We start from the raw sequence: 24909 nt of genomic DNA, 5'->3' as shown, positions 1-24909 counted from the left end.
GCGCACTCTCCTTCGTGATTGAAGATTAAACCTCATACACAAAGATTCCGACACCCTCGGTAGGAACGAGTGCGGTTAACGCCCTAGCAGAATCATTTAACGCGACGCTCACGCGGGAAGTCTTGCGTGATAGGAGAGTCTTTGACAATCCGATCGCCTGCCGGCAGGAAGTCTTTCGATGGTGCATGCGCTGCAACACACGCCGGCGACACTCGTGGTGCAATCTTGTAGCCCCTGATGTCTTAGAAGCCGAGACTTCAGCTACACTGACCAAAGCAGCATAGCTAACCCCCGACGTGTCCACTTTCCGGGGGCCGGGTCCGATCCCGTCTTTTACTACCGCTGCACGGTCCGAAATAGAATCGCTGACGCACCACATTAACCCCAGACCCGGGCGAGACCCTGAACTGAGAAATTCGACTCAATGACAGCCTTTAACCTTCTACGAAACAATGCTGGACTGATCACCCTAGGGATCCTCCTGTCATTGCTATCTACCACTGTTACTCTTTTTCAACCCGCACTTGTCGGACAGTTGATATCAGGTGTGAGTAGCGGAAAGCTTCAGCAACCTCTCATGCTGCTTCTGTTAACTATTCTGGGTACATCTGTTTTGACAGCAGCCACAATGTACGTGGTCTCCATCGCAGCGGATAGAACAGTCCGCGACATGCGCAAAAAGATTACAAATCATCTTCTCTACCTGCGGATGAGAGAGTTTGAGAAAGGAGGGGCAGGTAGCTTTACCACACGGGTCACTTCAGACACCTCCATCGTCAGTACTGCTTTTTCTTCCACCCTCACTGATTTCGTAGGTGGATTCACTGTCATCATTGGTGCACTCATTTATATGGCGGTGGTGGACTGGAAATTGCTTTTGGTTGTTGTTGCAGTGTTGCTGGTGGCCTTAGTCATCATTGTGGTTATCTCAAGTTCTTTGCAAAATCTCTCGTCAAACGTTCAGGACCATCTTGCAGCGCTCGGAGAAATCCTACAGTCGGCGTTATCGGCAATTCGAACTATTAAAGCTTTTCGCGTAGAGACGAAGGTCATTGGCAACTTGTCAGCCGAGATAGACCACGCCTACCGAAATCGGAGAAGGATGAGTTTTGTAGAAGCCGTTCTTGAGCCCTTGAGCACTGTAGCTTCCTACATGGCACTTCTCGCGGTCGTTCTTTTCGGGTCCATTAGGTTGAGCAACGGTGATTTGTCGGGAGAGGCACTTACCGTCTTCGTTACCGCGTTATTTCTGATGCTTGCCCCCATTGTGCAGGTGTCTCAGTCTCTTGGCACCTTCTTTGAGGCTAGGGGAGCGCTGGACAGAATTAACCAGCTTTTCAGCCTCGAAGTTGAAGATTCAATTGGGGAGGATTCGCTTCTAGCACCTAGGACCGTTCCCCCAGGATCCATCGAGTTCGAGTCGGTATCGTATGGCCGAGACGGAAGGACCATTTTAGATAATGCAACCGTAATTATTCAAGCTGGCGAGAAAGTAGCACTTACAGGAGCTTCTGGCGCCGGGAAAACCACCATATTTAGTCTTCTGTTGAAGTTTTATGACGTCTCGGCCGGCCATATCCGTGTCGGAGAGAAAGATCTTGAGGACTGGAACAGGAGGGCTCTTCGAACTATGGTTACGTATGTTGAACAGGAGCCCGATTTGCTTCCGGGCACGCTCAGAGAGAACCTAATCCTCGGGACAGGGAAGAGTGTCGACGACGAAATACTTATCGCAATGCTAGGTCAGTTCGGGCTGGAAAACTTCGCCAGCACCGATGGACTAGGCAGGTTAGTAGGTTCCGGTAATAGCGGGTTGTCGGGCGGGGAGCGGCAACGAGTTGCCATCATCCGTGCTGTCCTGCAAAAATCACCGGTCATTCTTGTGGATGAGCCGACATCCGCTCTCGATTCAATGTCAGCAAAGCTGTCGATGAGCAGGCTCTTGGAAACCGATGCTACGGTCATCTTCACCTCCCACGATGCAAACATCGTGAATCTGGCAGAACGGATTCTAACAGTCGCCGATGGCAGAATCGTTGAAAGTACACCGAATAGTAGGAAGTCTTCAGATGCGTAAACACGTTCTCGTCACCGGTGCAACCAGGGGTATCGTCGGGCAGTTGTGTCCCGGCTATTGAGAGAGATACGACGTGTCCTATACATGGCTCGCCTCGCATGAAGCGGCTTCCAGCATTCAAACGGATGCTTCTCAATTCGATGGGGTTGCACACGCATGCCAATGTGCCTTGACGGACACTGATCAAACGCAACAGTTGGCGGACTTACTGTCGCAGAGGGCACCCCTTCATGGCATTATCCACTGCGCTACCGTAATGTCGAAGAACCTCATGGGCATCGATGACGCTGCACGCGGTGACTCGATGCAGGATTTCCTGTTCGATTGCGCCGAATCGGAGGTTCCTATGGAAGAAGCCAAGCGGCGCTTCCTCGAGCACTCTGGCGAACCGGACCTCATCGTGGATGTCGCCGATGTGAACGATGTTTCCCCAGAAGTACGTTCGGCGCTTGGCGCCGACGAAAGCATGAAGTAGTCACACCTGCGGGGAGCGAGTCCCCGCCTTGCTACTACCCCTACACCACTGGTAGGTGGCGGGGGATTTTTTATGCCCAAAAACTAACCCAAGAGGTTAACCATGGCAGAAGAAGCAACCGCCACCACCGAGGACACCGCCACGGAGGTGGCAACACAGTCCGGATTATGGGGAGCAGTTCAAATATTGAAGCCCGTGGTCTTGAATGGGAGGCTTTTACCCAGCAGATTCAGGAATGGACGAATAAGCAGCTCGCGGAACGCGACGAGGATATTGCTCAACTGCGCGTTGAGGTTAGTTTATTGCGGGACAAGCTCGAGGTTTGGCGGTCGCGGTATTTTATTGTTGTGCACTACATTCGTCAGTGGCGTTTACGGTACCAGGAGTCGGTCGATGAGTTGCCGATTGCGGACGAGTTGGAGCAGGTTTTTGGCGTGAAGCAGTCCCTTCAGCGGTCGAGGAGATCGTTGAAGGGGCTGCTTTGTCGTTTTATGGGTGATTGGGGACGGGGGAGCCGGGCCTGGAGTTGTGCCATTGGGCTACCTCATTGGCGTCCCATAGTGGTGTGCGGCCATCGAAGTGGCCGCTGGGTTGCGGGGTGCGCCCTTGGGCGACGTAGGTGGTCCAGGTCGATGGTTTTATTCCGCAGTGTGCGGCGCATTCTTTTACTCGCCAGAGCTCTCGCCCGGTGTCGCGGTCGGTGATGATTGGTTTCATGCTGCGTTTTCGGGTTGGTAGATGTGGCGTGCGATTGCGGATAGTGCGAGGGCGCCGCCGAGTGCGAGGGTCCATTTGTAGCCGGTGAAGGCGTAGAGCAGGAATGCGCCGATTGTGTAGGTGGCGGCTAGCTCGAGTGGTTTCATTGTCTTTCCTTTCTGTGGTGTGGAAGTATGGGGGGGGGGGGGGGGGGGGCAAGCCCCGGTTCAGAATGGTTGTTGCATCCTGAATCGGGGTCTTACTTTTTGCGTTTTTGGAGCCTTTCATGGTTTCGTACCATTTTCGGGCTTCAGTGCTGATTGCGATTATGGCCGCTGTTGTGGCGGCTATTGCCTGTGCAATTTCGCTCATCGCTTCACCTCCTCTCTTAAGGAGTACCTTTATTATAGCGCGCTAGGACGCTATGGGTAAGTCGAAAATCGGAAACTTTTCGACCCTGATATTTAATCTGTCCTGTTGTGCGTCGGATTGCAGGCTCGATCACGCAAAGATCCCACAAACGGGCTGGCAACCGTGCTAGAGGTGGCAAGGGTGGCGAGGGTGGCGAGGTGGCATGTTTCTCACCTGTGACTATCCCGATGCCGCTGGTCGCGAATCTGGCGATTATTGATGAGCTGGGTTAAGAACCCGCTCGATGTTACTGCTTAATTAGGCGGCGCATTTGTGGTTTTAGAGTCCGATTTTGTCGGAATATGTGAGATATATTTCTGGACGGGCAAGATGCTGGGAGCAGGGGTACAGTCGGAACCATGGGTTTTACCACGCCAAGCTACGATCTTAATGACCTCTTCGCACGCATCGACCGCGGCGATATTCAACTTCCGGATTTCCAACGTGCCTACTCCTGGGATGAGGACCGCATTCGTTCCCTCATTGTTACCGTGCTGCGCGGCTACCCAGTGGGTGCTCTGATGGCGCTGGATACACGAAATGAAACGATGCGTTTTAGGCCGCGTCCTCTCGCCGGCGCGCCGGATACTGGCGTTAATCCTGGCTTGCTACTGCTGGACGGCCAGCAGCGCTTGACCACGCTGTACCATTGCTTCCGCGGCAATGGCTCGGTCGACACCACTGACTTCCGTTCGAAGAAGATCACCCGTACTTTCTACGTTGATCTGCACAAGGCAATCTCGGAGGAGATCATGCCCGATGAGGCGGTGTTTGCTGTGAACCAGCATGGCGAGCTGCGTTCGCACTTTGCCCCAAATATTGAGGGCGCAATTGTGGACCGCGAAACCGCGCTTGATGCTTGCTGCATCCCGGTTTCGGCGCTTCTCAGCGAAGAGGGCACTAGCATGCTCTTTGAGCTGGCTGCGGCACACGATGGCGTGAACCGCGACGTCGTATCGGCGTTCAACAACCGCATTTTGCGCCCCCTGTCTGGTTACGACGTACCGATGATCCGTCTGTCTCGTGAGACCGCTCGCGCTGGCGTGGGCTCCATCTTCGCGCAGGCCAATTCCGCTGGCTTGCAGATGGACGTATTCGACCTCCTGACCGCTGTCTTTGCATCAGAGGATCCTGATTTCCACTTGGCGCAGGACTGGGCAGAAGTAGAGGCTGATCTGCGCCGCTCTCCAGCACTCGACGGTATTGGACGCAACGAGTTTCTTTCTGCGGTATCCCTTTATGTTTCCGGTGAGAAAGGCAAGGCGGGTGGGCAGCGCGAGGACATCCTGCAGCTTTCGCTCGCGGAGTACAAGGCGGCGTCGGCAACGCTGCGCATCACGTTCCGAGAGGTTGCGGAGTACCTTGCGGAGCGCTGCATCTTGAGCCTGGAACAGGTTCCTTACAACGAGCAGATCATTCCGCTCGCCGTCATCCTTGCTCGTCTGGCCGAGCGCCACGGTGTGCTCTCTAAGAAGGAGGCGTGGGATCGCCTCAATCAGTGGTTCTGGAGTGGCGTGTTTGGTGAGCTTTACGGCTCTTCCGCAGTCAAGCTGCGTGCAGCCCGCGACGTCGATGAGGTCACCGCATGGGTGGCAGGGGAGTCCGAGGTAGTGCCGAAGACCGTCCAAGATGCAACGTTCCGCGAGTCTCGTCTGCTTTCCATCGACGAATCCGATGGCGTCTGGCATGGCCTCTACGCGCTGTTGATGGCTCGCGGTGCTCGCGATTGGCGTACGGGAACCGAGTTCAATCGCAATACCTTCGAGGAGCTGAAGCCGGGGTTCTTCCCGGTCTTCCCACTCAACTGGTGCAAGCGTCACGGTGTGAGCGAGGTGCTGGCAAACTCGGTGCTCAATCGCACCCCAATGGGTAAGCGCACGGAAGTCGTGCTCGATGGCTACGCGCCTGAACGGTACCTGCCGCGTGTGCAGTCTAAGTCCATCATGGAGGATGCTGAGTTCGATGAGGTATTGTCCTCCCATGAGCTCGACATCGATCTTTTCCGTTCTACCCGTGCCCAGGAATTCTTTATTGACCGCCGTGAGCGGTTCGTAGGAATTGTCGAGTATGCATTGGACAAGCAGGTTATCCGCGATGTCGACGAAGCAAACCTCTCTGGCGGCGAGGAGGGCCCGCAGGCCTTTGCGCGTTAGGCAGTTCCTCGCGCTGTCGTTAGCCGCCGTAATGGTTCCCACCATCGGCGGCTGCTCTGACATTGGTCGCGGTCAAAAACTCGTCACCCCTGAGCTGGCGGAGCTTGCAAATGAAGACATCGATCTGGCGCGGGCGGCGGCTGAAAACACCAACCGACTGATCGATCCTGCCTTTGTGGGGAAGACCACCGTTGTCCAAGACCCGTGGGGATTTGAGTCGGCACGTCTGTTCTTCAAACAGTCCCATACGCTCTTTGTGGCTGAGAACTCGGACGCAGCTAAGTTGCGTGCTGCCTCAATTGCAGTCTCCCAACGAGCGCCGATGGTGGTTTATGACGATTCGGTGCGCAATGATATATACCGCTTGGCCGAAGACGTCGGCGCCAACCTTATCGTGACCGTGGGCAAGGTGCCGTTTGCGGATGCCTTTTACCCTGGCGAGGAGAGGCAACACCAAGTGGTCCGTGACCCCGGCAATACCAAGGCGCTCGGCGAGTACACTGCGTTTGGGTTTACCTCCAAAGTGATTGTCGATCCCAACCGTATGGTGGAGGAAGTTGCCGCCTTAGACTCGAATGAAAAGATTGAATTGAAGGCGGCTTGGGAGCCGCTGCCACAGCAAATCTCGCATAAGAAGATGCCTGCAATCCCTGGTTCGGCCCGTAGGGATGGCCAGATGTCACCGAATATCGTTGCGACCTCCCAGAGTCCCATTGCAAATGTTGTGAATGCCAATGCATACGGCGGAACCGTTTTAATCATGCCCGACCCTGACCCCAGTGCCACCAAGGTAGGGGCTGCGATGGTAGCTGGGTTAGAAGAAGGGCCGGTAGTTGCCCTTGGCCCCGAATTCGGTTCAGCGAAAGAATTTAGCGCAAAAATTTCCCGCGGATGGACGGAATAAACTACACTTCCATGCAACGTATGCGTTATGTATACGTTCGCCCTCCCAACCAAGTTAAGGAAGTCATGTCGAAGCCGGTTGTTCTTATCGCCGATAAGCTTGCTCAGTCCACCGTCGCCGCTTTGGGCGACTCAGTAGAAGTTCGGTGGGTCGACGGTCCCAACCGTGCTGAGTTGCTTGCGGCGGTGCCAGAAGCTGATGCATTGCTGGTGCGCTCCGCCACTACAGTCGACGCCGAGGTGCTCGCCGCGGCCACCAACCTCAAGATTGTTGGTCGTGCAGGTGTGGGCCTTGACAACGTCGATATCCCCGCAGCTACCGCGCGCGGCGTTATGGTCGTTAACGCCCCAACCAGTAACATTCACAGCGCCTGTGAACAGGCAATTGCTCTGTTGCTTGCCGCAGCACGCCAAATTCCAGCGGCTGACCAGTCGCTGCGTCAGGGGGAATGGAAGCGTTCTTCCTTCAAGGGTGTCGAGGTATACGGCAAGACCATCGGTATCGTTGGCTTTGGCCACATCGGTCAGCTATTCGCTCAGCGTTTGAAAGCATTTGAGACCACCATCATCGCGCACGACCCTTATGCAAACCCGGCTCGTGCGGCAGCACTGGGCGTGGAGCTTGTCGAGCTTGAAGAACTGATGGCCCGTGCTGACTTTGTGACGATTCACCTGCCGAAGACTGAGGAAACCGCCGGCATGTTCGACGCCGAGCTGCTTGCCAAGGCCAAGAAAGGCCAGATCATCATTAATGCTGCGCGTGGCGGACTCGTCGACGAGCAGGCGTTGGCAGATTCCATTAAGGCGGGTCACCACCGCGGTGCCGGATTCGATGTTTATGCCAACGAGCCGTGCACGGATTCCCCTTTGTTCGAGCTGCCGCAGGTGACGGTTTCCCCGCACTTGGGAGCTTCGACCGTCGAGGCACAGGACCGTGCTGGTACCGACGTCGCAGACTCGGTTCTCAAGGCGCTGGCTGGAGAGTTCGTGGCAGATGCCGTGAATGTCTCGGGTGGCCGTGTGGGCGAAGAAGTTGCGGGCTGGCTCGACCTGGCTCGTAAGTTGGGCCTTACCGCTGGCAAGCTGCTGGGTCAGGCGCCCGTGGCTATCGAGGTCGAGGCCCGTGGTGAGCTTTCCAACGAGGATGTTTCTGCGCTGGGACTCTCCGCTGTCCGCGGTTTGTTCAGCGGCGTGGTCTCCGAAGCAGTCACCTTCGTCAACGCTATGCAGATCGCAGAATCCCGTGGCGTCAATGTTGAGGTTCGCACTCACACCGAGTCCAAGGGTCAGCGTTCCTCCCTTGTTGTCACCGTCATTGGTGCGGACGGCGCGACGTCGCAGCTCACTGGTGCCATCACGGGTATCGACGGTGTTGAGAAGTTCATTCGCATCAATGAACGCGGCGTCGACATGCGCGCCACCGGCCGCAACCTGTTCTTTAGCTACGATGACGTCCCAGGCGCCTTGGGTACCGTGGGTACGAAGCTCGGTGCTGCCGGCATCAACATCGTCGCCGCAGCTCTTACGCAGGGCAAGACGCCAGCTGACGCCGTGCTTATTCTGCGCGTCGAGTGCGAGGTTGCAGAAGAGCTGGTTGAGGACATCAAGGTTGCCCTCGGCGCAGAGTGTGTCCAGCTGGATCTGGACGCCTAGCCTGACGCTTTCTGCTTAATCCGTCAATCTGACCCCCATGTGTTCCCGCTGCATGCGGAATGCATGGGGGTCTGCTAATGTGGCCGATGTATCCATATTGTGAGAAAGGAATCCCGCAAAATGAAACTGGCGGTTATTGGCGGAGACGGAATCGGCCCAGAAGTTACTGCAGAGGCCCTCAAGGTGCTCAACGCGGTACGGGGCGACATCGAGACCACCGAGTATGACTTGGGTGCGCGACGCTACCTGCGCAATGGCGAGCTCCTCACCGATGCCGACCTCGCCTCTATTCGCGAGCACGACGCAATTCTGCTGGGTGCTATCGGCGCGCCAGGTCAGGTTCCCCCGGGAATCCTGGAGCGTGGGCTGTTGCTGAAGATGCGTTTCGCCCTGGACCACCACGTGAACCTGCGCCCCTCCAAGCTGTACCCGACGGCTACCTCGCCGCTGGCGAACCCAGGAGAGATCGACTTCGTCGTCGTCCGCGAGGGCACAGAGGGCCTGTACTGCGGCAACGGTGGCACCCTGCGCGAGGGCACTCCGCACGAGGTAGCCTCCGAGGTCTCCCAGAACACCCGCTTCGGCGTTGAGCGCGTTGTTCGCGATGCCTTCGAACGCGCAATGGGCCGCCGCAAGCATGTGACCTTGGTTCACAAGACCAACGTCCTGGTCAATGCCGGTGGCTTGTGGCAGCGCACCGTAGAAGAGGTGGCTAAGGAATACCCTGAGGTCACCGTGGACTACAACCACATCGACGCCGCCACGATTCACATGGTTACTGATCCTGGCCGCTACGACGTCATCGTCACCGACAACCTTTTCGGCGACATCCTCACCGACCTGGCTGGCGCTGTGACCGGCGGTATCGGCCTGGCCGCGTCTGGCAACATCGATGCTTCCGGCACCAACCCTTCGATGTTTGAGCCGGTCCACGGCTCGGCGCCGGACATTGCGGGAAAGGGCATTGCTGATCCAACCGCTGCCATTTTGTCTGCAGCGATGCTGCTGCGTCACATTGGCGACGAAACCAATGCGGTGCGCATCGAGGAAGCCGTTGCCGCCGACGTCTCCGCTCGTGGTAGCGAGCAGCTCGGCACCACCGAAATTGGTGACCGAATCGCCGCCGCACTGACCTAAAAACCGCTACGCTGTGGGTGCATGAGCGTTGAATTAGACGAGGTCCGCAGTTTCCTCGCCCAGCACGAGCCCTTCTCCCGCCTTCCGGAGGAGGAGCTCGACGCGCTGCCCGCGCACCTAAGCATTGCGTATTTTCGCCGCGGCGATGTCATCGTCCGTCTTGGCGAAGAAAACTTCTTCCTACATGTCATCCGTACCGGGGCAATCGATGTCCTCGGTGAAGATGGCGTGCTTTTGGATCGTCGCGATTCCGGGCTGACCTTTGGCTATTCCACGTTAATGGGGCAGCCGGAATCTCGTTACGAGATGATCGCCGTGGAAGACTGCTTGGTCTTTCGCCTGCCACAAGAAGCTTTTACTCAACTCGCCGAGCGCAACCCGGACATCGCGCGCTTCTTCTCGGCGCAGTCCCGGCAGATCCGTGCCGCTGCGCGCGAGCTGTCGGACGCCACCACGGGCGACGCCCTGCGCACACCTATTGAAGAGATCACCCGCACGGACCCGTTGCAGGCCGATTCCACGACGTCGATAAGCGCAGCTGCCCAACTCATGTCTGAGCATGGCGCGTCCTCCCTGCTCGTGGTTGACGGTGGGGAACTGACCGGAATTGTGACCGATAGGGACCTGCGCTCGCGGGTTCTTGCATTAGGCCGTGACCCGCAGGAGGCGATCGCGGAGATTATGACGTGTACTCCGGTCACCGTGAACGCTAGCGTGCCGGCCATGGAAGCGCTGCTGCACATGGCAGAACGAGGAATCCATCACTTGCCCGTCGTGGCCAAAGGGCAGTTGCGCGGCATCGTTACCCAATCCGACATCACGCGTTTGTTGCAGAACGACCCGCTCTATCTGACTGCGGATCTTTCCCGCAAGAACTCTGCCGAGGAGCTTGCTGGTTCCTTCAACGAGGCCACCGCACTCGCAGCACGCTACGTCGAGCGCGGCTCCACGCCTTCGGAAGCAGCGAGCCTCATCACCATCGCGGCAGACGCAATCGCGCGGCGTTTGTGTGTGCTTGCCGAGCGCGAGCTGGGCGCCCCACCAGTCGACTACGCCTTCGTGGCGGTGGGTTCCCAGGGCCGGCGCGAGATGGCGCTTGCCTCCGACCAGGACAATGCGCTGGTGTTGGCGGACGACTATGACGAAGCTCTCCATGGGGAGTACTTTGCGCGACTATCTTTGTTCGTGTGCACCGGATTGGACAAGGCCGGCCAGGTGCTGTGCCCGGGAGAGATGATGGCGATGACGCCACAGTGGCGCATGACGGTGACGCAGTGGGAGAAGACCTTCCACGAATGGATTACCGCACCGCAGCCGGACGCGCTGCTCAATGCGCAGATCTTCTTCGACTTCCGCGTCCTCTACGGCAGCCGGGAACTGGGCGAGCGCGTCCATTCTGCGGCCGTGACCATGGGCAAGGGGGCTCGCCGCATGCATGCGCACCTGGCGAGTTTGGCTGCCCGCCGTGAACCACCGCTGACCTTCTTCCGCGGACTGGTGGTGGAAAGGGACGGCGAATACGCCAATACCCTAGACATCAAGAAGGGCGGTACCGCAGGAATCGTGCAGATGGCGCGCCTTTTTGCTTTGGCCATCGGCAGTGAGGAGGTCGATACCCGCAAGCGTCTGCGGGAGGCTGCGGGGGACTCACTAAGCAAGATGGGAGCCCAGGAGCTTCTCGACGCCTTCGACTACCTGCGTTCACTTACTCTCGCGCATCAGGCACGGCAGCTGCGCGATGGCGTTGCGCCGGACTATCACATCGATCCGAAACAGCTGGGCCGCCTCGAGCGCGAGCGCCTGCGTGACGCATTTCGCGCGATCAAGAGCATGCAGAATGCCCTGGCCACGAAGTATCCCGTGAGGAACATCTAGATGGGACTCTTTGATCGCTTCGTGCAGCGCCTCGATTGGCAGCGCCCTGATCCGCGCACGCGCTTAGAGGACCTTCCGCTGTTGGCTGTCGACATGGAAACCACGTCGCTGGATCCAAGAGAAGGCGCGATTGTTTCGATTGGCTGGGTACCCATTAACGGCGGTGTTATCGATCTCGGCGGCGCCGATTACGTGCTGATTAAGGGAGCTACTGCTGGCCAGATTGAACAGTCCGTGCACATCCACATGTTGACCCAGGACGTGGTGGATGCGGGCGTTGCAGAAAAAGAAGGTATATCGAGACTGCGCGAAGCCTTGCAGGGGCGGGCGTTGCTGGCGCACTTCGCAGCGCTTGAAGTGGGTTTTCTTAAGGCCGCCTGCAAGCGAATTTACGGAGCTGCGCTGCGCCTTGATGTGGTGGATACCTTTGCGTTGGAACGGCGCCACATGGAACGCATGGCCACGTACCCGCGTGGGGAGGATCTCCGCCTTGCGCGCGTTCGGCAGCGTTACGGCCTGCCCAATTACGGCAATCACAATGCGCTTAGCGACGCCCAGGCATGCGCCGAGCTCTTCCTTGCCCTGCGCCACGACCTTGCGGGGATGACGTTGAAACAAGTGGTGGCGGCGTCGGAGCGGCGATAGGTTATGCGATTTCAGCTTCAGGTCACGGGTCCACGCTGGGTGCAGGAGAGTTCTTGGAGGAATTCGCAGAATTCAAATATGACCTTAGCTAACGTGTGAAGATCCCATATTGGTAGCATGGCCGTTATGCGTTTAGGACGAATTGCTCACCCAGAAGGAATCTGCTTTGCCATCATCGACGGGCCGGAGGGCGCCCCGCTCGAGGAGCTTGTGGCTAAGGAAATCTCCGGCACTCCATTTACCACCCCAGAACCTACCGGACGCGAATGGAAGGTGAGCGACGTGCGGTTGCTCGCCCCGACTTTGCCCACCAAGGTTGTTGCCCTGGGCCGCAACTACGCGGACCACGTGGCTGAGGTCTTCAAGGAGTCCGCTGAGCACCTTCCGCCGACAATCTTTATCAAGCCATCGACCGCGGTCGTCGGGCCGAACGTGCCGATCAAGATTCCAGACTTTGCCACCAACGTAGAGTTCGAGGGCGAACTGGCCGTTGTTATCTCTAAGGTTTCTAAGAATATCAAGGCTGAGAACTGGAAAGACCACGTTTTGGGTTACGTCATCTGCAATGATGTTTCCTCTCGCGACCTGCAGTTCAAGGACGGCCAGTGGGCGCGTGCAAAGGGCATTGATACCTTCTGCCCACTGGGTCCATGGATTGAGACCGACCTGGATTCACTGAACCTGGATGATCAGAAGATCAACGCCTACCTGACCCACGATGGCAAGCGTGAGCAGAAGCAGGACTCCAACACTGACCAGATGATCGTTAAGATGGGCGGCATCCTGGAGGAGATCTCCGCGGCTTATACGCTGCTGCCTGGCGACGTAGTAACTACCGGTTCTCCGGCTGGTACAGCGCCGATGGTTCCGGGCGACACCATCGAGATTGAGATTCCGGGTCTAGGCTCGCTGATCAACCCGATCGAACGCGCTTAATTTGGCGAAAGGTAGACCCATGCCCCACGTGGACAGTATGCACAATCATCATGAGTACGATAATGAGGGGCATGGGTCAACTCATGGCCCAGGGCATCTGCCCACCCGGGAAGAGTTTGAGGAACGCTACGCACAGAGCCAACAGATATGGTCTGGCAATGTGAACGCAACGTTGGTTGACGAAGTAGCTGACCTACGGCCCGGTACCGCGCTTGACGTCGGCTGTGGCGAAGGTGCGGACCTCCAGTGGTTAACTGACCGCGGGTGGGGGGCACTCGGCATAGACTTTGCGCCGACTGCTGTGCAGCGTTGCTTGGATCGTGGGCTGCACGCAGAGGTGGCAGACTATAACGAGTTTGAGCACGAACCTTTCGATTTGGTGTCGGTGCACTATGGCGGTATCCCGGCGACCGAGGAGGGCGTGGCTAAGCTTGAGGCCTTGACTGGTGATGTTTTGGTCTTTGTTCACCACGATCTTGAATCAGATGCCGTTGCCATGCCCGCGTGGCTTGCGGAGAACCTCAAGGAGCTTGAGGTGGTCAAGCTGGATAAGCGGGAACGCCGCGTCGAGGGCGGCGCAGGTGCCCACCATTCCCACGACGTGGTTTTGGTGGCCAAGCGCCCAACTGAAGCTGCTGGCTAAAGGGCTAGGGGTTCGACGTTCCGAAAGTTAGAGGCCCAAAGCCTTGAGGATGGTGCGTAGCTTTGCGCTCGTCTCGGCGAGCTCTTCTTGAGAGTTAGAGGATTCAACTATTCCGCCACCGGCCCAAGCTCGCGCGGAGAGGCCGTCGCCTGCGACTTCGGCGCAGCGAATGGCGACCATGTACTCGCCGTCGCCAGAGGAATCGCACCAGCCAACGGCGCCGGCATAGAAGCCGCGGTCGGATTCCGCAGTTTCAATGAGCGCTTGAGCAGCCTCAGTTGGAGTGCCGCAAATCGCTGGTGTGGGGTGCACCAGGAGGGCGAGCTCGAGTGCGGTGAGCTTTGGGTCCTTAAGAGTGCCTGCGATTGGCGTGCCTAGGTGCCACATTTCATTGGTGCTGATGAGCTCCGGGGTGGTTGGCGCACTCAGGGTATCGCAGAGCGGAGTGAGCACGCGGCGTAGATGGTCAACGACGAACATGTGCTCGTGGAGATCTTTTGTGGAGTGTAGTAGGTCCTGTCCGGCGATGTGGTCGCGGGCGCGGTCTGCTTGGCGTGGGGCTGAGCCTGCTAGTGGGAAAGCGGTTACGGTAGAACCCTGCTTCTTGACCAGAATCTCAGGGGAAGAGCCGACCAACATTGCGCCGGGACGTCCTGCTGGAGAGAGATCCGCGATGAAGCCGTCACGGTTGGCGGAGAGATCGATAAGACGTGCTGCGACGAATCGGGGGTCGACCGGTGCGGCAAATTCGATGTCTACCCCACGAGCCAAAACTACCTTGTCAAGCTTTGAGGATTGAATCGTGGCGATTGCAGCATCTACTCGACGCAGGTGTTCCTCGGGCTCTGGGTCGAAACCGGTAACGCGCGCATTGAGGGTGCCCTGGCGGTAGTACGCGTGTGGTTCCAGCGGTCCGTCTTCGCGAATGATGGATGCGGGTTCGGTTAGGGCAACAGCTTCGTCAGGGTTGAAGGGAAGGGCGCCGACAATCATTTCTACGTTGCCAGTTCGAAGGGCGTTAATTGCGGCATCAGTGTCAGTGAAGGTCTTTTTCGCTCCTTGGGTGCGGACAGATCCTGTGGCGCGGGAGAGCAAAAAGTCGGGGGCCGTGGAAGGTCTGTTCGCATGCATGAATATCTAGCTTACTTCTTTGCTGAAAATTCACAGAATTCCGCGCGTTCAAAGATGCCTGCGTGAAGAATGTGACTAGTGTGACAAGGGTAAATTTTGCCCTGATTAAGGAGTTGTCGGTGTTAAACCTGGGAAATTGGTCGAAGAAGGTAGCTCGCTCGGCGATGGCTGTAGGAGCTGCTGCCCTCGTCGTGAGCGGCCCAGTTCAGCCAATCCCGAATGGGTAGTACTGGCGCTGCTAACGAGGCAATCATTGTCTATCCAGAAGGCTTTGAGCGTGCTTGGGAAGCGGCTCCCTATGCCAAGACCCGCGATGGCGAGGACATCCGTTTCATCCAGCGGATCTTGGACGCGGTCGATGCTGATTACCGCGTAGACCACTCGCGCGTATACGCAATGGGTATGTCCAATGGTGGTGGCTTTACCTCGGTATTGGGCTGCCACGCACAGGAAACATTTGCAGCTATTGCCACTGTTTCCGGTGCTTTCTACAACCCGGTAGAGGTCAACTGTGTTGATGCGCCCATGCACACCCTCATCATGCATGGTGTCAATGACCACATGATGCAGTATGAAGGCGGAACTCACCATGAGGCCGGGTATCTTCCCGTTCGCGATGTGGTCGGTGGTTACCTTAATCGCAACCGATGTGACATGACCTTCCAAGCCGAGCAGAACGGTCCTATGGCTGAGCGACTCCGCTTTAACAACTGCCTGAAGACTGTCGAGCTTCTTAAGGTCAAGGGCGACCATACCTGGTGGCATGAGCCGGACACCTCCAACGAGGTATGGAACTTCCTGTCCGACAAGCGTAAGTAGCACCGTGGCTAGGACCGGTGAGGAGCCCAGCCACTAGGCATTAGTTCCTAGCTCAGCGTGTTACTCGGGAACTGCTGGGCGGGTACATCGGTTTGTCGGTTGCGGTTTCGGAAGAACTGCACCCACACGAAAAGGCCGGTGCCGAGGAACAAAGCAAATACCCCCATTCCTGCGAGGAATCCTGCCCAAAAGTTAAACAAAGGCATCTCGTAGCTCATCTCTTGCGCATCTGTTTCCACATATCCTTGCTCGTCACCTGCGGCAAGACTATGGCTTTTAGCTGGATTTCTAAGGCCATGGCCCTTGGCGTCTTGTGTCTTCTTATCGCTCTGTTTGTCCGCTGTTTTCTGGGCCGTGCCTTTCCCGGAATTGCCTGAGCCGGAGTTCTTTGGGCTGTGGTCGCTCGTGGTCCCGCCTGAACGCATAGCGGGTGCAGTCTGACCGCGTTGAGCTGAGCCACCAGATTTTTGTCCGTCGGACGAGTCCTTTGTCGGCTCTTTCGAGGTCTTCTTCGCCGTCGTGGAACCTGTCTTGTCTTTCTTAGCGTTCTTGGTTGCAGTGGGCTTTGCGGAACTAGGGCTGCCTACTAGCTTCTCTGCTTCCTTGAGCGTTCCAGCTAGGGTTTTGTCGAGGCCGGCGATGGCTTTGCCAGTATCATTTATGTCCTTGGCCAACTGCTGGGCCCTGTTTTTTGGCTTAGCAGTGGACCCCCCAGCGTCAAAGCCCAGATTGCACAGTTCCGAGTCCGAGGTATTGCTACCCACCAGGAAAGGCACCTTCATGGAGTGCTCGGAGCCATCGGACATGGTGAAAGTAAACGTGACCGCGTATGCGCCAGGCTCGGTAAAGCCAAGATTGACGTGAGTGTGTGAACGGTAATAGTCCCACGCCATGCCTGGGTCGTCGCTGTCGAGCAGCAGCTGGTGACCGGTAAGCTCGTCTTTCCATGCAACGATACGCCCACCGGCCGGCGCGCTGTTGAGCTCCATTGTCAGCTGTGCTGTATCGGAGTCCGTCATCGTGGACAAGTGGAGAAGCGAGAAACCGAACCAGGGGCGGGAGTATTCCTGGTTTTGCGGCAAGAGCCACGCATTGCCAGAGATACCTGGGAACCCGAGATCGTCGAGGGAGCGCGTCATTGCGTCGTCTACTATAACGACGAACTCGCCCTCTTCGCGCTCCACGTGGCTACCACTGCTGTCATCGTCGACGGTAAAGCGCAAAGGGCCATTGTCGTCGCGTACCGCTAGATCCTGGTGACCCTTCGTAATTTGGTAAGCGTTAGCAAGGCTGCATGATTCTTCGGCATGAGCCACGGCGGTGTTGGCATACGTCGGCATGAGAACGGGAGCTGCGGTGCCCAGCAGAGCGGCTGCGCCCAAGGCAAGCGCTGTGCGCGGGAGACGAGTATGAGAAAGCTTGGAACGGAGTGGTCGTTTTAGGAAGTTCATGCTGAATGCTCCTTATCGGTTTGGTTCTGGGTTTCGCTAGCTACAGGGGCGGAAATGGATGGGGTTGAAGAACCTGGAGAGGCTGCGTCCTTAGTTGAATTCATTCTTGGCTGGCGTGACGGCCTGCGTTGGAGTAACGGGGAGACAAGCCAGGCCAGAAGGAACAAGGCCGTTAGTACTAGGACGATGGTCGCGCCCGCGGGCAGGTCGATGGCCCATGCGAGGTAGATACCGGCGAAGCTCGCTGCGGCGCCGATGAGACTAGAGGCGCACATCATGGCGCCAAGCGAGTTGGTAAGCAGCCGGGCTGTCGCAGCCGGCGTGATGAGAAGGGCCAGCACCAAGATGTTGCCGATGGTCCCCACTGAGATGACAACCGCGGCGGTAACGCACAGGTAGAGAACTAAGTCCAGAGCGAAGACTGGAAGTCCCATCGCGCGGGCGGTCTCTTTGTCTAGGCACGCGGCTGTCAGCTGCGGTCCGAGCAACACGATGACGCCGACCACGCAGACGGTTACTGCCGCAGCGGTGTACAAATCAATGCGGGACACGCCCGTCAGTGTTCCGAAGAGGAAACTGGTTAAGGAAGCCGTGTAGCCCTCAACACGCGAGATGATGACCATACCGAGCGCGAAAGATGCGGCAAAGAAGATTCCGATGACTGAGTCTTCCCGTAGGTTACGACGCTGTGAGAAGCCCGCAATGAGCAGCGCCACGACAGTCCCTGCGACGGCGCCGCCCAAAAGCACAGAACCCTGCAAGGCGAAGGCGACCGCCAGCCCCGGGAACACGGCGTGGGAGACGGCGTCACCTATGAAGGCCATTCCGCGTAGCACCACGTAGCAACCCACCACACCGCAGACAATGGCAGCCAATATGGAAATCCCGACCGCACGCGCGAGAAAGTCCAAGTGCGGATTCGCCAGGTCCCTAAAGAAGTCAATTAATGTCACTTCAATCATGCGGCGACTCCAATCGCGGACAGCAAGGGAGAGTCTGCCTGAACACCGAACGTAGCGACCCACGAGGCGGCGTCGCCAAGCACGAGCTCTGCTGGCCCATCTGCCACCACACCCCGGTTGAACAGGACTAGGCGATGGCAGGAGTGGGCGGCTTCAGCGAGGTTGTGGGTGGACATGACGATGCTCGTCCCCTGGTGACACAGCCGGTCAAAAAGGAAAAGCAACTCCTCCGTGTTGGGTGCATCCAGCCCGGTGAAAGGCTCGTCGAGCAGCAGGACCTCCGGTTCAGTGGCAAGGGCTCTGGCGATAAGTACTCGTTGGCGCTGCCCACCGGAAAGCTGTGCAATGGGTCGACGCGACAATTCCTCGAGGTTGGTCAACTCCAACGCCCGGCGAGCGGCCTCATGATCCACGCGCTTGGGGCGTCGGCACCAACCGATAAGTCCAGTGCGTCCGCCCAAGACGGCGCGATAGACGTTTATAGGGAAGTCCCACTCCACGTCGTGGCGCTGCGGAACATAGCCCACGGAAGCTGAGCGGTCTATGTTGCCTTGATACGGAATGAGGCCCAGGATCGAGCGCATAAATGTTGTCTTGCCAGCACCATTAGGGCCCAAGAGGCCGATGAACTCGCCGCGGTCAACCCGCAGAGAAGCATTTTCGATTACGTTTCGACCGCTGAGCGTGACACATACGCGCTCCGCGCTAATCACCTTAGAGGTTTCCATTATTTGCCTTCCCTGCGTGAAGAGGCGACGAGCATCGCCACGGAACCTACGAGGACCAGGGCGCCTAGCCCCACGAGGGCCCATATCCACCACGCCAATCCAGAATCGGCTTTCTCATCTACCGCGGCCGGATCCCACTCGGTGTTTTGGGCCTCCGCCACGTCGGTGTCATTGCCCACCGCAAAGGTGAGGACGCCGTCTGTGCTGAAGTCACTACCGTCCTTGGTTTTGCCGGAGAAGCGGACTCCTACTTGATGCACACCGGGTTCGGTAAAGGTCCAGTTCGCATGGGTGTGGGTGTTGAGATCGACCCAAAAGCCTTCCTGCTGTTGCTTAGCAGTGGACCAGAGGACTTGGGGTGCCTCAAAGCCGCCGTTTTGCAGGAACAAGGAGAACTCACCGGGGCCGGAATGCCCGAGGAACTCCAAGGTGACGCCACGATCGACGGCGTCGACAAGCGAGGGCGACTGAGTATTCCAACCTACCCACGGCACCCCGGCCTGCTCTGTCTGCGGAACAACCCAAACATTTTCGCCAGGGGTGCCGCCAACGAAGTCGAACTGGGCGTCGTCAGGCAGCGCCAGCTGTGCGTCATCGCCGACCTTGAACACAACATCGTTCAAGTCTCGCCACACTGGGGTGGCGGCGGAATCGTCACGCGCCAAGAACTGCGCTTTACCGTCGATAAATTGCGCGCCCACATCGACGTGGCCATGGTCGATGACAGCTTCGGTGCCAGGCTGCGCGATTTCCTCGTCCCCCGAGACCACCTGGGCCAGATCGCCTGCCCACGCACTCGGAACCGGAACCACCGAGGTCACCAGCACTGTCAAGGCGGTGGCCAACCCTAGGAAGACCACGGGGAGACGGGCGAGGAGGGAACCATGTGGAGTATCGGGTGACAGTAAAAATCTATGCATGAGTGTTTCCTTCTGTGGTGTGTATCGGTGTGTGCGAGCGAGGGGGCGTGAATTGGGTTAGGCCAGACATCGGCGAAGCGAATCAGCGTTGAAACGCATGAAGTCGATGTAGGTGGGGACGCGTTCGTCGAGGGTGTCGCCATAAATGGGACAGACTGCCACCCCTAGTTGAGCCGCGGCTTCAGTGAGCGTGGCGGTGCTTGATTGCTGAGTGGGCTCGACAAAGACTGCGGGCAGCTGGAGGTTTTCCAGCGTGCGGCGCAGCGCGATGACGTCGCGGGGTGAGGGTTCGATTGCCGGGTTTGGTGTCACGAAACCAGCCACCTGCATTCCGTAGCCCTGTTCGAGGTAGGCGTAGCCGTGGTGCGGCGTGACCAGGTGCCGGCGGCTTGGCGGAATGGCGTTTAACTGCGCGGCGACGTATTCATCGGTCTGACGTAACGAGTCTGAATAGGATTGCGCTCGCTTGCGATAGTCTGCGCCATGGGTGGGATCGACCAGGGCAAGTTGGTCCGCGATCACCTCGGCCTCGGCAATGACGTTGTCCACGTCGTGCCACAGGTGCGGGTCCACCTCGCCGTGGATGTGCTTGCCCAAGACCGCCTGGGGAAGAAGATAGGTTTCCGAACCCGGCCGGCCGAGGAAACGATAGCTTGGGTTCGGGGGAATCTCCTGCAGCGTTGAAGAGGGAAGTGCCAGGGCAGTAGTCGCTGGATCGAAATGCTTTCCGTTGTCTTGGAGGTCAATGGTGCTGCCCGCCATGTTCGCGGTGATGTCCACGTGGCCTTCACTAAGTGCCTGCATCCCGTCAGGTGGGTTAACGCCCACAGCCACGGTGACCTCGGTGCTTTCGGTCGGCTCGGTATCGCCCTCCCTGGAGTTCGCGCGGAACCCAAGGCGGTAGATGCCCGGCTTGGAAAAGCCCCAGGAGACGTGGGTATGAGCGTTGGCCGGCAGCTGCGCGGTGTCCTCGCGGGCGGAGATACCATCAGCGCTGTTGAAAAGAACTTCTGGGGTGCCAAAGGTAGTGACCACGTATGCGGACACATCCCCGGGCCCCTCTGCAGAAACCATGCTCAGCTCAACGGCGTGAGAGTTTGCTGGGGCATCCTGGATGCGCAGGCCCAGCCAGATGGCGTCGAGGGCGACATTTTCTACGAGTGGGACCAGCTTTGCACCACGGGTTGAGGCTTGATCGGAGACTTCAACGACGGGAGCCGACGACGTCTCGCGGAGGGTGTCCATCAGCGCTTGGGGTTCGAGGAGATAACCGTTGGCGAAGGTGACGTCGGCGTTCGCTGCGTCGCGGATGGTACGCAGGGAGGGCTCAAAGGTGTGCGGGTCTTTGCCTGCAGGAATGAGCGTGGTGACGTTGACGTCAGGTCCTGCGACGTTGCGAACAACGTCGGCGAGGATTGGCGTAGTGGCTACTACGTTCAAGGCCGCGGGGCTGGTCGTCGCGCCCGGATGTAGTTCCGCTTGGCCTGCACTGGTACAGGCGCTGAGAGCGAGTGCGCTTAACGACGCCCCCAGCACCATGCATCTGCGCATCCCAAGGCTAGGGATTGGGTATTGCATTAGTCGCGCGCCTTAGCCAATGCGAGACGAGCAACGCCCAAGCCAAGTACCAACATTCCACCGCCGAGGATTGCGATGCCCCAAGGCAAGTAGCTCCTGGGCTCCCCGTAAGCACCTGCTACTGATTGCAACTCGACGTCGGTATCCGGATCACCTTCCCCAGCGTGGGCCGCGGCTTTTTTGGAGTGGTGCTTGTTGCGGGATTTCTTCTGATCAGCCTTGGCTTTTCGTCCGTCACCCGTGGTTCCGTTGGACGATCCTCGGGAGGAGCCGTTGCGCGAACCTGCAGCTGCGCCGCTTCCAGCACCGGCAAGGCCCGCGGCGGACGAGCCACCGCTGCGGGATACTCCGGAGGCAGCGGAGTCGGAGGATTCCTCCGAACCGGAGTAGTCCCCGTCCTCGGACGCTTCTTCATCCGAGGACGCTGCCTGTCCATCGCCCACGTCCCAGGTGTAGGTGACGGTGTTACTGGTGTCGCCGTTGGAGGCTGCCTGCACCGTCATGGTATAGATTCCTGGTTGGCTAAACGCCCAGTTGACGTGACGGTGCGCTGGGTATGGCTGATTGATGACATCGCCGCTGGTCAACTCCAGTGAGCCGGAGTTGGTCACGGCGTTGAGCTCGCCAAAGCCAGCGGTTTCGAAAACATAGACGGAACCTGGTCCGCTGACTTCACGGAACTTGAGATCAACGTCGGTGTAGCCGGCCTTTTGGGCGGGCTGGGTGTCCCACCCGGGCCAAAGGATGTCTTGTCGCTGCGTCTGGGGCAGGTAGTAGGTGGATTCGCCGATTCCGTCGATGCTCTCAGTGACGTCGGACCACGCGTTCTCATTGACTTTCAAAATCACGTCATTGCCTGGTCGCTCCACGGCAGCGCCCGTGATGTCTTCTTTCATAGACAAAGAAAGCTGACCATCGGGCGCAGACACGAAGAACGCGTCGACGTGCCCGGAATCGAATACTTCCTGTGCATGCGCCATAGGCCACGGTGCGATGCACACCGCTAGCAGACATGCCAAGAGCAGGCTAAACCTCCGCCACAGCTGGCGGGTATGGATGACAGGCGTTTCCAACAGGCGTACGAGTGAGTTCATGAAAATGGGTCCTGAATGAGTTTGGGTGAGTTGGGGAGGCGAGGGGAGTCCTCGGATTAGCGTCCGGTAAGACCACGCATCCACCGGTCAATTTCGGCGCGGTGATCGCGGTAGAAATTGAAGAACGCCTGGAAAACAGTTGCCAGGACCACTGGAAGCACGAGCGACAACGGATTAAAGGAGGAACCCTCCTTGTCCGGCTGTGGCTTTGGTTGCGGCTTTGGCGTTGGCTTTGGTTTAGGTGCAGCCGACGTCGAAGACGGTGCTGGTTTAGGAGCAGGGGCCTTAGACGTGGAGCTTGGGGCAGGCTTTGTCGTTGGCTTTGGTTTAGGTGCAGCCGACGTCGAAGACGGTGCTGGTTTAGGAGCAGGGGCCTTAGACGTGGAGCTTGGTGCAGGCTTTGGCTCTGGCTTATCCGCGGCACAGTCAGCAATAGCTTTGTCACCCATTGCCATGGTGAGATGCTGTGGCTGGGAAGCAAGCTTCTTACCGTCTGTCGTCTCAGCGGTGTAGGTCACCTCGAACACATAGGTACCTGGCTTGGAGAAAGCCCAGTTAGTATGGGTGTGCGTTGGAAACGTGGTGTCGATCGTGAAGTCGTCCTTAGTGGAGTCCACGAGAATCTCGCCTGGGCCACCGAAATCGGTGAGCCACATACCGAACGACGCCCCTTCAGGCATAGAAACCGGCTTGATGTTCAGCTGAACGACGCCGTCCTTGTAGTCCTTGTAATTGAGTGTCTCGGTGTTATAGCCAGGCCAGATAACATCGCGTTTTTGAGTCTGCGGAAGCAAGAAAGTCTTTTCACCGACCGGGCCCATGAAATCGAAGCTTGGGTCGCTATGGTTCTCAGGGCGGGGGATCATTGCATTGTTGTGTACCGCAAAGACGACGTCGTCAAGCTTGCGGTAGGTCAGCCCTGAAGCACCGATGTTTGTCTCATCCTTGAGCTTGGTCTCAAACGCATCGCCCTCGCGAACACCCATGATGTCGACGTGACCGTGGTCCAGGGAGAGTTTCGCAGAGCACACTGTGCCCTCGGTGCCCTCGGGGTTCTTTCCTTCCGTTGCCGGTACAGAGGTCTCTTTGGGCACTGACGAGGTCGTCGGATTGGTTGGATTTTCATCGGATGGTGCCTCGGCTACGTCGAGCTTTCCGTCGGCTTTGTAGGTCTTGCCGGACTCGTACTTGTCTGTCAAGACGACTGAGCCGGATCCCGCCATAATAGTTGGATGAGGCGTGACGGTGACCTTCACTTTAGCCTCGTCGTAGTATCCCTCGTCTTCAAAGAGGAACTCGGCGTGCCCATTGTTGATCGCAGCGTCAAAATCCAAGGTGGCGAAGTTAGAACCGCGTTCGTAAAGACCGCCGTTGATAAAGCCGGAGAAGTTCTTGTCCTCGGTATCGACCACCAGCTTGGATACAGAATCGTTGACACGCTCGATTCGCGTATGGAATTCAGGTGTCGACGGAACGGTTTCTTCCATTGGCGCGAGATTGCGCGGCTTGTGCGATTCGTTCCACTTGTCAGCGGACTTGGCGGAATCCGTCGATACTTGACTCTGCGGCGCGTAGGCGAGCGTTTCGGAGATCCAGCGTGGTGCGTCGCCCTCAGGGGTAAAGACCGCCTGAATCTCAGAGCCCAGTGGGCCGAGGAACTCATCCCACTGCGCCACGCCATCGCTTACGGGCAGATCGGTGAGGAAATAGCCGTCGATAAGCAGCGTTAACGTGCCCGAAGCCTTGTTCTCTGCATTGAAGCTAATGGTGGACAGGTTCTTGTCGCCGTCCTTTTCAGGATTGGATTTCGGAGCAATGCTGAGCTTGTAGCCTGCCGCAGAGGCATCGCCGTCAGCCGCAGCGTCGTAGCGCTCCTGCAAGGAAGGAGTCGGGCTATCGGCAGGCTTCATGCCTCCTACCTGTAGGGAAGTGGTGGTAGGCTCCGAAGCAATGAGCGTGCCGTCCTTCTTGCGCGCTGTGGTGCGGTAGGTGACCTCGTAACGCCCAGGCTTCGTGAACATTGTGTAGTTGTGCGTGTGCGTACCAGCGGTGAGCTCAGCAGAATGCGCAGAGTTCGGTGTTGTGCCGAGCATCCGGCGAAGGTCGGCTGGTGAGTTGTGGTAGTTGAAGAGCTCGAAGTCGCCCGGACCATCGACAGATACGATGTCTAGGGACGCGTACTCGTCGCGGAAGTTTTTCACAGGCAAGCCTGCATCGGCGCCGAAGCCGAGCCAAATCGGATCGTGGGAGCCAGTAGGATTGAAAGGAGCCGCGTAGTAGGTTTCGCCGGGTTTTCCGATGAAGTCGAACGAGTTATCTGCAGGAAGAGTGAATTGGTACTGGTTTCCACCATCGCGGCCCCAGCCTTTTCCGATCCACGCGACGGTATCTGGCAGTGGCGTGGTGGTTGAGTTGTGCTCAGACTTTAGGACAAAGTTGTCGCCTTCCCAAAATGTCTTTGGGGAATCAACGTGACTTTGGGTTGCGATTGCTTTTCCGTCGTCAGGACCAGCGAGTGCCACTCCAGGTGTGAGAAGCGAGAGGGTAGTGAGAAGAGCTAGATAGCGAGTGCGGTTACGAGCCACAGTGTGGAGACCTTTCTTCAGTTCTGATGTGAGGTCT

21 protein-coding genes are annotated in these 24909 nt (G+C 57.9%); 12 read left to right on the top strand and 9 right to left on the bottom strand.

Features of this window, described 5'->3' with window-relative positions:
- Window positions 1-44 precede the first annotated feature (44 nt).
- The 3 genes from I6I72_RS01100 to I6I72_RS01090 all read left to right on the top strand — a co-directional run bounded on the left by I6I72_RS01100 (window position 45) and on the right by I6I72_RS01090 (window position 2552).
- Window positions 45-284 (top strand): integrase core domain-containing protein, encoded by a 240-nt coding sequence (locus tag I6I72_RS01100; protein ID WP_080969982.1) that lies wholly within the window; start codon window positions 45-47, stop codon window positions 282-284.
- A 140-nt stretch (window positions 285-424) separates the two neighbouring features.
- Window positions 425-2077 (top strand): ABC transporter ATP-binding protein, encoded by a 1653-nt coding sequence (locus tag I6I72_RS01095; protein WP_080972054.1) that lies wholly within the window; start codon window positions 425-427, stop codon window positions 2075-2077.
- Between the two features lie 256 nt (window positions 2078-2333).
- Entirely contained in the window at window positions 2334-2552 is a 219-nt protein-coding gene (locus tag I6I72_RS01090; protein WP_034657529.1) for a hypothetical protein, read from the top strand.
- Window positions 2553-3265: 713 nt separating this feature from the next.
- On the opposite strand, the gene I6I72_RS01085 is transcribed toward I6I72_RS01090, so the two are convergent.
- Window positions 3266-3415 carry a hypothetical protein gene (locus tag I6I72_RS01085; protein ID WP_005531724.1) on the bottom strand — a complete coding sequence of 50 codons (150 nt, stop codon included), beginning with the start codon at window positions 3413-3415 and terminating at the stop codon, window positions 3266-3268.
- Between the two features lie 603 nt (window positions 3416-4018).
- On the opposite strand from I6I72_RS01085, the gene I6I72_RS01080 reads away from it, so the two are divergent.
- The 8 genes from I6I72_RS01080 (at window position 4019) to I6I72_RS01045 (ending at window position 13604) form a co-directional block, all read left to right on the top strand.
- Window positions 4019-5812, top strand: a complete 1794-nt coding sequence (locus I6I72_RS01080; protein WP_049062908.1) for a GmrSD restriction endonuclease domain-containing protein — start codon at window positions 4019-4021, stop codon at window positions 5810-5812.
- Window positions 5813-5843: 31 nt separating this feature from the next.
- On the top strand, window positions 5844-6716 hold the full coding sequence (locus I6I72_RS01075) for a hypothetical protein (RefSeq protein ID WP_235429948.1): 873 nt from the start codon (window positions 5844-5846) through the stop codon (window positions 6714-6716).
- Window positions 6717-6781: 65 nt separating this feature from the next.
- Entirely contained in the window at window positions 6782-8368 is a 1587-nt protein-coding gene (gene serA / locus I6I72_RS01070; RefSeq protein WP_049151720.1) for a phosphoglycerate dehydrogenase, read from the top strand.
- 120 nt (window positions 8369-8488) lie between these two features.
- Window positions 8489-9505 carry a 3-isopropylmalate dehydrogenase gene (locus tag I6I72_RS01065; RefSeq protein ID WP_049151719.1) on the top strand — a complete coding sequence of 339 codons (1017 nt, stop codon included), beginning with the start codon at window positions 8489-8491 and terminating at the stop codon, window positions 9503-9505.
- Window positions 9506-9526: 21 nt separating this feature from the next.
- Window positions 9527-11380 carry a DUF294 nucleotidyltransferase-like domain-containing protein gene (locus I6I72_RS01060; RefSeq protein WP_049145916.1) on the top strand — a complete coding sequence of 618 codons (1854 nt, stop codon included), beginning with the start codon at window positions 9527-9529 and terminating at the stop codon, window positions 11378-11380.
- The gene (locus I6I72_RS01055; RefSeq protein ID WP_049145914.1) at window positions 11381-12025 is read left to right on the top strand and encodes an exonuclease domain-containing protein; all 645 of its coding nucleotides are present in this window, start codon (window positions 11381-11383) and stop codon (window positions 12023-12025) included.
- A gap of 126 nt (window positions 12026-12151) precedes the next feature.
- A complete protein-coding gene (locus tag I6I72_RS01050; RefSeq protein WP_188093140.1) occupies window positions 12152-12961 on the top strand; it encodes a fumarylacetoacetate hydrolase family protein in 810 nt (269 codons plus the stop codon).
- Window positions 12962-13121: 160 nt separating this feature from the next.
- A complete protein-coding gene (locus I6I72_RS01045; protein WP_236081554.1) occupies window positions 13122-13604 on the top strand; it encodes a class I SAM-dependent methyltransferase in 483 nt (160 codons plus the stop codon).
- 27 nt (window positions 13605-13631) lie between these two features.
- Here I6I72_RS01045 and I6I72_RS01040 read toward each other — a convergent pair whose 3' ends face one another.
- Window positions 13632-14735, bottom strand: coding sequence for an isochorismate synthase (locus I6I72_RS01040; RefSeq protein WP_049145907.1), 1104 nt, complete (start codon window positions 14733-14735; stop codon window positions 13632-13634).
- A gap of 219 nt (window positions 14736-14954) precedes the next feature.
- On the opposite strand from I6I72_RS01040, the gene I6I72_RS01035 reads away from it, so the two are divergent.
- Entirely contained in the window at window positions 14955-15554 is a 600-nt protein-coding gene (locus I6I72_RS01035; protein ID WP_080986238.1) for an alpha/beta hydrolase family esterase, read from the top strand.
- Window positions 15555-15601: 47 nt separating this feature from the next.
- Here the strand turns inward: I6I72_RS01035 and I6I72_RS01030 are convergent, their stop codons facing one another.
- From I6I72_RS01030 to I6I72_RS01000, 7 genes are read right to left on the bottom strand one after another with little or no spacing between them, the layout of a single operon-like run.
- Window positions 15602-17005 (bottom strand): choice-of-anchor M domain-containing protein, encoded by a 1404-nt coding sequence (locus tag I6I72_RS01030; RefSeq protein ID WP_049145905.1) that lies wholly within the window; start codon window positions 17003-17005, stop codon window positions 15602-15604.
- Entirely contained in the window at window positions 17002-17967 is a 966-nt protein-coding gene (locus I6I72_RS01025) for an anchored repeat-type ABC transporter permease subunit (protein ID WP_049151716.1), read from the bottom strand. Before I6I72_RS01025 ends, I6I72_RS01030 begins: the two co-directional genes overlap by 4 nt.
- Window positions 17964-18695, bottom strand: coding sequence for an anchored repeat-type ABC transporter ATP-binding subunit (locus I6I72_RS01020; protein ID WP_049145901.1), 732 nt, complete (start codon window positions 18693-18695; stop codon window positions 17964-17966). Before I6I72_RS01020 ends, I6I72_RS01025 begins: the two co-directional genes overlap by 4 nt.
- Window positions 18695-19615: a choice-of-anchor M domain-containing protein gene (locus I6I72_RS01015; RefSeq protein ID WP_236081468.1), complete on the bottom strand. Its 921-nt coding sequence runs from the start codon at window positions 19613-19615 to the stop codon at window positions 18695-18697. The genes I6I72_RS01020 and I6I72_RS01015 overlap by 1 nt, the downstream gene beginning before the upstream one ends.
- Window positions 19616-19672: 57 nt before the next feature.
- A complete protein-coding gene (locus I6I72_RS01010) occupies window positions 19673-21166 on the bottom strand; it encodes an anchored repeat ABC transporter, substrate-binding protein (RefSeq protein ID WP_049145948.1) in 1494 nt (497 codons plus the stop codon).
- A gap of 26 nt (window positions 21167-21192) precedes the next feature.
- A complete protein-coding gene (locus I6I72_RS01005) occupies window positions 21193-22287 on the bottom strand; it encodes a choice-of-anchor M domain-containing protein (protein WP_053085000.1) in 1095 nt (364 codons plus the stop codon).
- A gap of 56 nt (window positions 22288-22343) precedes the next feature.
- On the bottom strand, window positions 22344-24872 hold the full coding sequence (locus I6I72_RS01000; RefSeq protein ID WP_236592649.1) for a choice-of-anchor M domain-containing protein: 2529 nt from the start codon (window positions 24870-24872) through the stop codon (window positions 22344-22346).
- Between the last annotated feature and the right edge of the window lie 37 nt (window positions 24873-24909).

The organism is Corynebacterium striatum (genome assembly GCF_016728105.1).
Lineage (GTDB): Bacteria > Actinomycetota > Actinomycetes > Mycobacteriales > Mycobacteriaceae > Corynebacterium > Corynebacterium striatum.
This window is presented reverse-complemented; position numbering and strand designations above follow the sequence as displayed.

Bases quoted from the DNA above. Each gene is read 5' to 3' on its own strand.
- I6I72_RS01095 (WP_080972054.1), top strand. From the start codon at position 425: ATGACAGCCTTTAACCTTCTACGAAACAATGCTGGACTGATCACCCTA.
- I6I72_RS01090 (WP_034657529.1), top strand. From the start codon at position 2,334: ATGTCGAAGAACCTCATGGGCATCGATGACGCTGCACGCGGTGACTCG.
- I6I72_RS01085 (WP_005531724.1), bottom strand. From the start codon at position 3,415: ATGAAACCACTCGAGCTAGCCGCCACCTACACAATCGGCGCATTCCTG.
- I6I72_RS01080 (WP_049062908.1), top strand. From the start codon at position 4,019: ATGGGTTTTACCACGCCAAGCTACGATCTTAATGACCTCTTCGCACGC.
- I6I72_RS01075 (WP_235429948.1), top strand. From the start codon at position 5,844: ATGGTTCCCACCATCGGCGGCTGCTCTGACATTGGTCGCGGTCAAAAA.
- serA (WP_049151720.1), top strand. From the start codon at position 6,782: ATGTCGAAGCCGGTTGTTCTTATCGCCGATAAGCTTGCTCAGTCCACC.
- I6I72_RS01065 (WP_049151719.1), top strand. From the start codon at position 8,489: ATGAAACTGGCGGTTATTGGCGGAGACGGAATCGGCCCAGAAGTTACT.
- I6I72_RS01060 (WP_049145916.1), top strand. From the start codon at position 9,527: ATGAGCGTTGAATTAGACGAGGTCCGCAGTTTCCTCGCCCAGCACGAG.
- I6I72_RS01055 (WP_049145914.1), top strand. From the start codon at position 11,381: ATGGGACTCTTTGATCGCTTCGTGCAGCGCCTCGATTGGCAGCGCCCT.
- I6I72_RS01050 (WP_188093140.1), top strand. From the start codon at position 12,152: ATGCGTTTAGGACGAATTGCTCACCCAGAAGGAATCTGCTTTGCCATC.
- I6I72_RS01040 (WP_049145907.1), bottom strand. From the start codon at position 14,735: ATGCATGCGAACAGACCTTCCACGGCCCCCGACTTTTTGCTCTCCCGC.
- I6I72_RS01035 (WP_080986238.1), top strand. From the start codon at position 14,955: ATGGGTAGTACTGGCGCTGCTAACGAGGCAATCATTGTCTATCCAGAA.
- I6I72_RS01030 (WP_049145905.1), bottom strand. From the start codon at position 17,005: ATGAACTTCCTAAAACGACCACTCCGTTCCAAGCTTTCTCATACTCGT.
- I6I72_RS01025 (WP_049151716.1), bottom strand. From the start codon at position 17,967: ATGATTGAAGTGACATTAATTGACTTCTTTAGGGACCTGGCGAATCCG.
- I6I72_RS01020 (WP_049145901.1), bottom strand. From the start codon at position 18,695: ATGGAAACCTCTAAGGTGATTAGCGCGGAGCGCGTATGTGTCACGCTC.
- I6I72_RS01015 (WP_236081468.1), bottom strand. From the start codon at position 19,615: ATGCATAGATTTTTACTGTCACCCGATACTCCACATGGTTCCCTCCTC.
- I6I72_RS01010 (WP_049145948.1), bottom strand. From the start codon at position 21,166: ATGCGCAGATGCATGGTGCTGGGGGCGTCGTTAAGCGCACTCGCTCTC.
- I6I72_RS01005 (WP_053085000.1), bottom strand. From the start codon at position 22,287: ATGAACTCACTCGTACGCCTGTTGGAAACGCCTGTCATCCATACCCGC.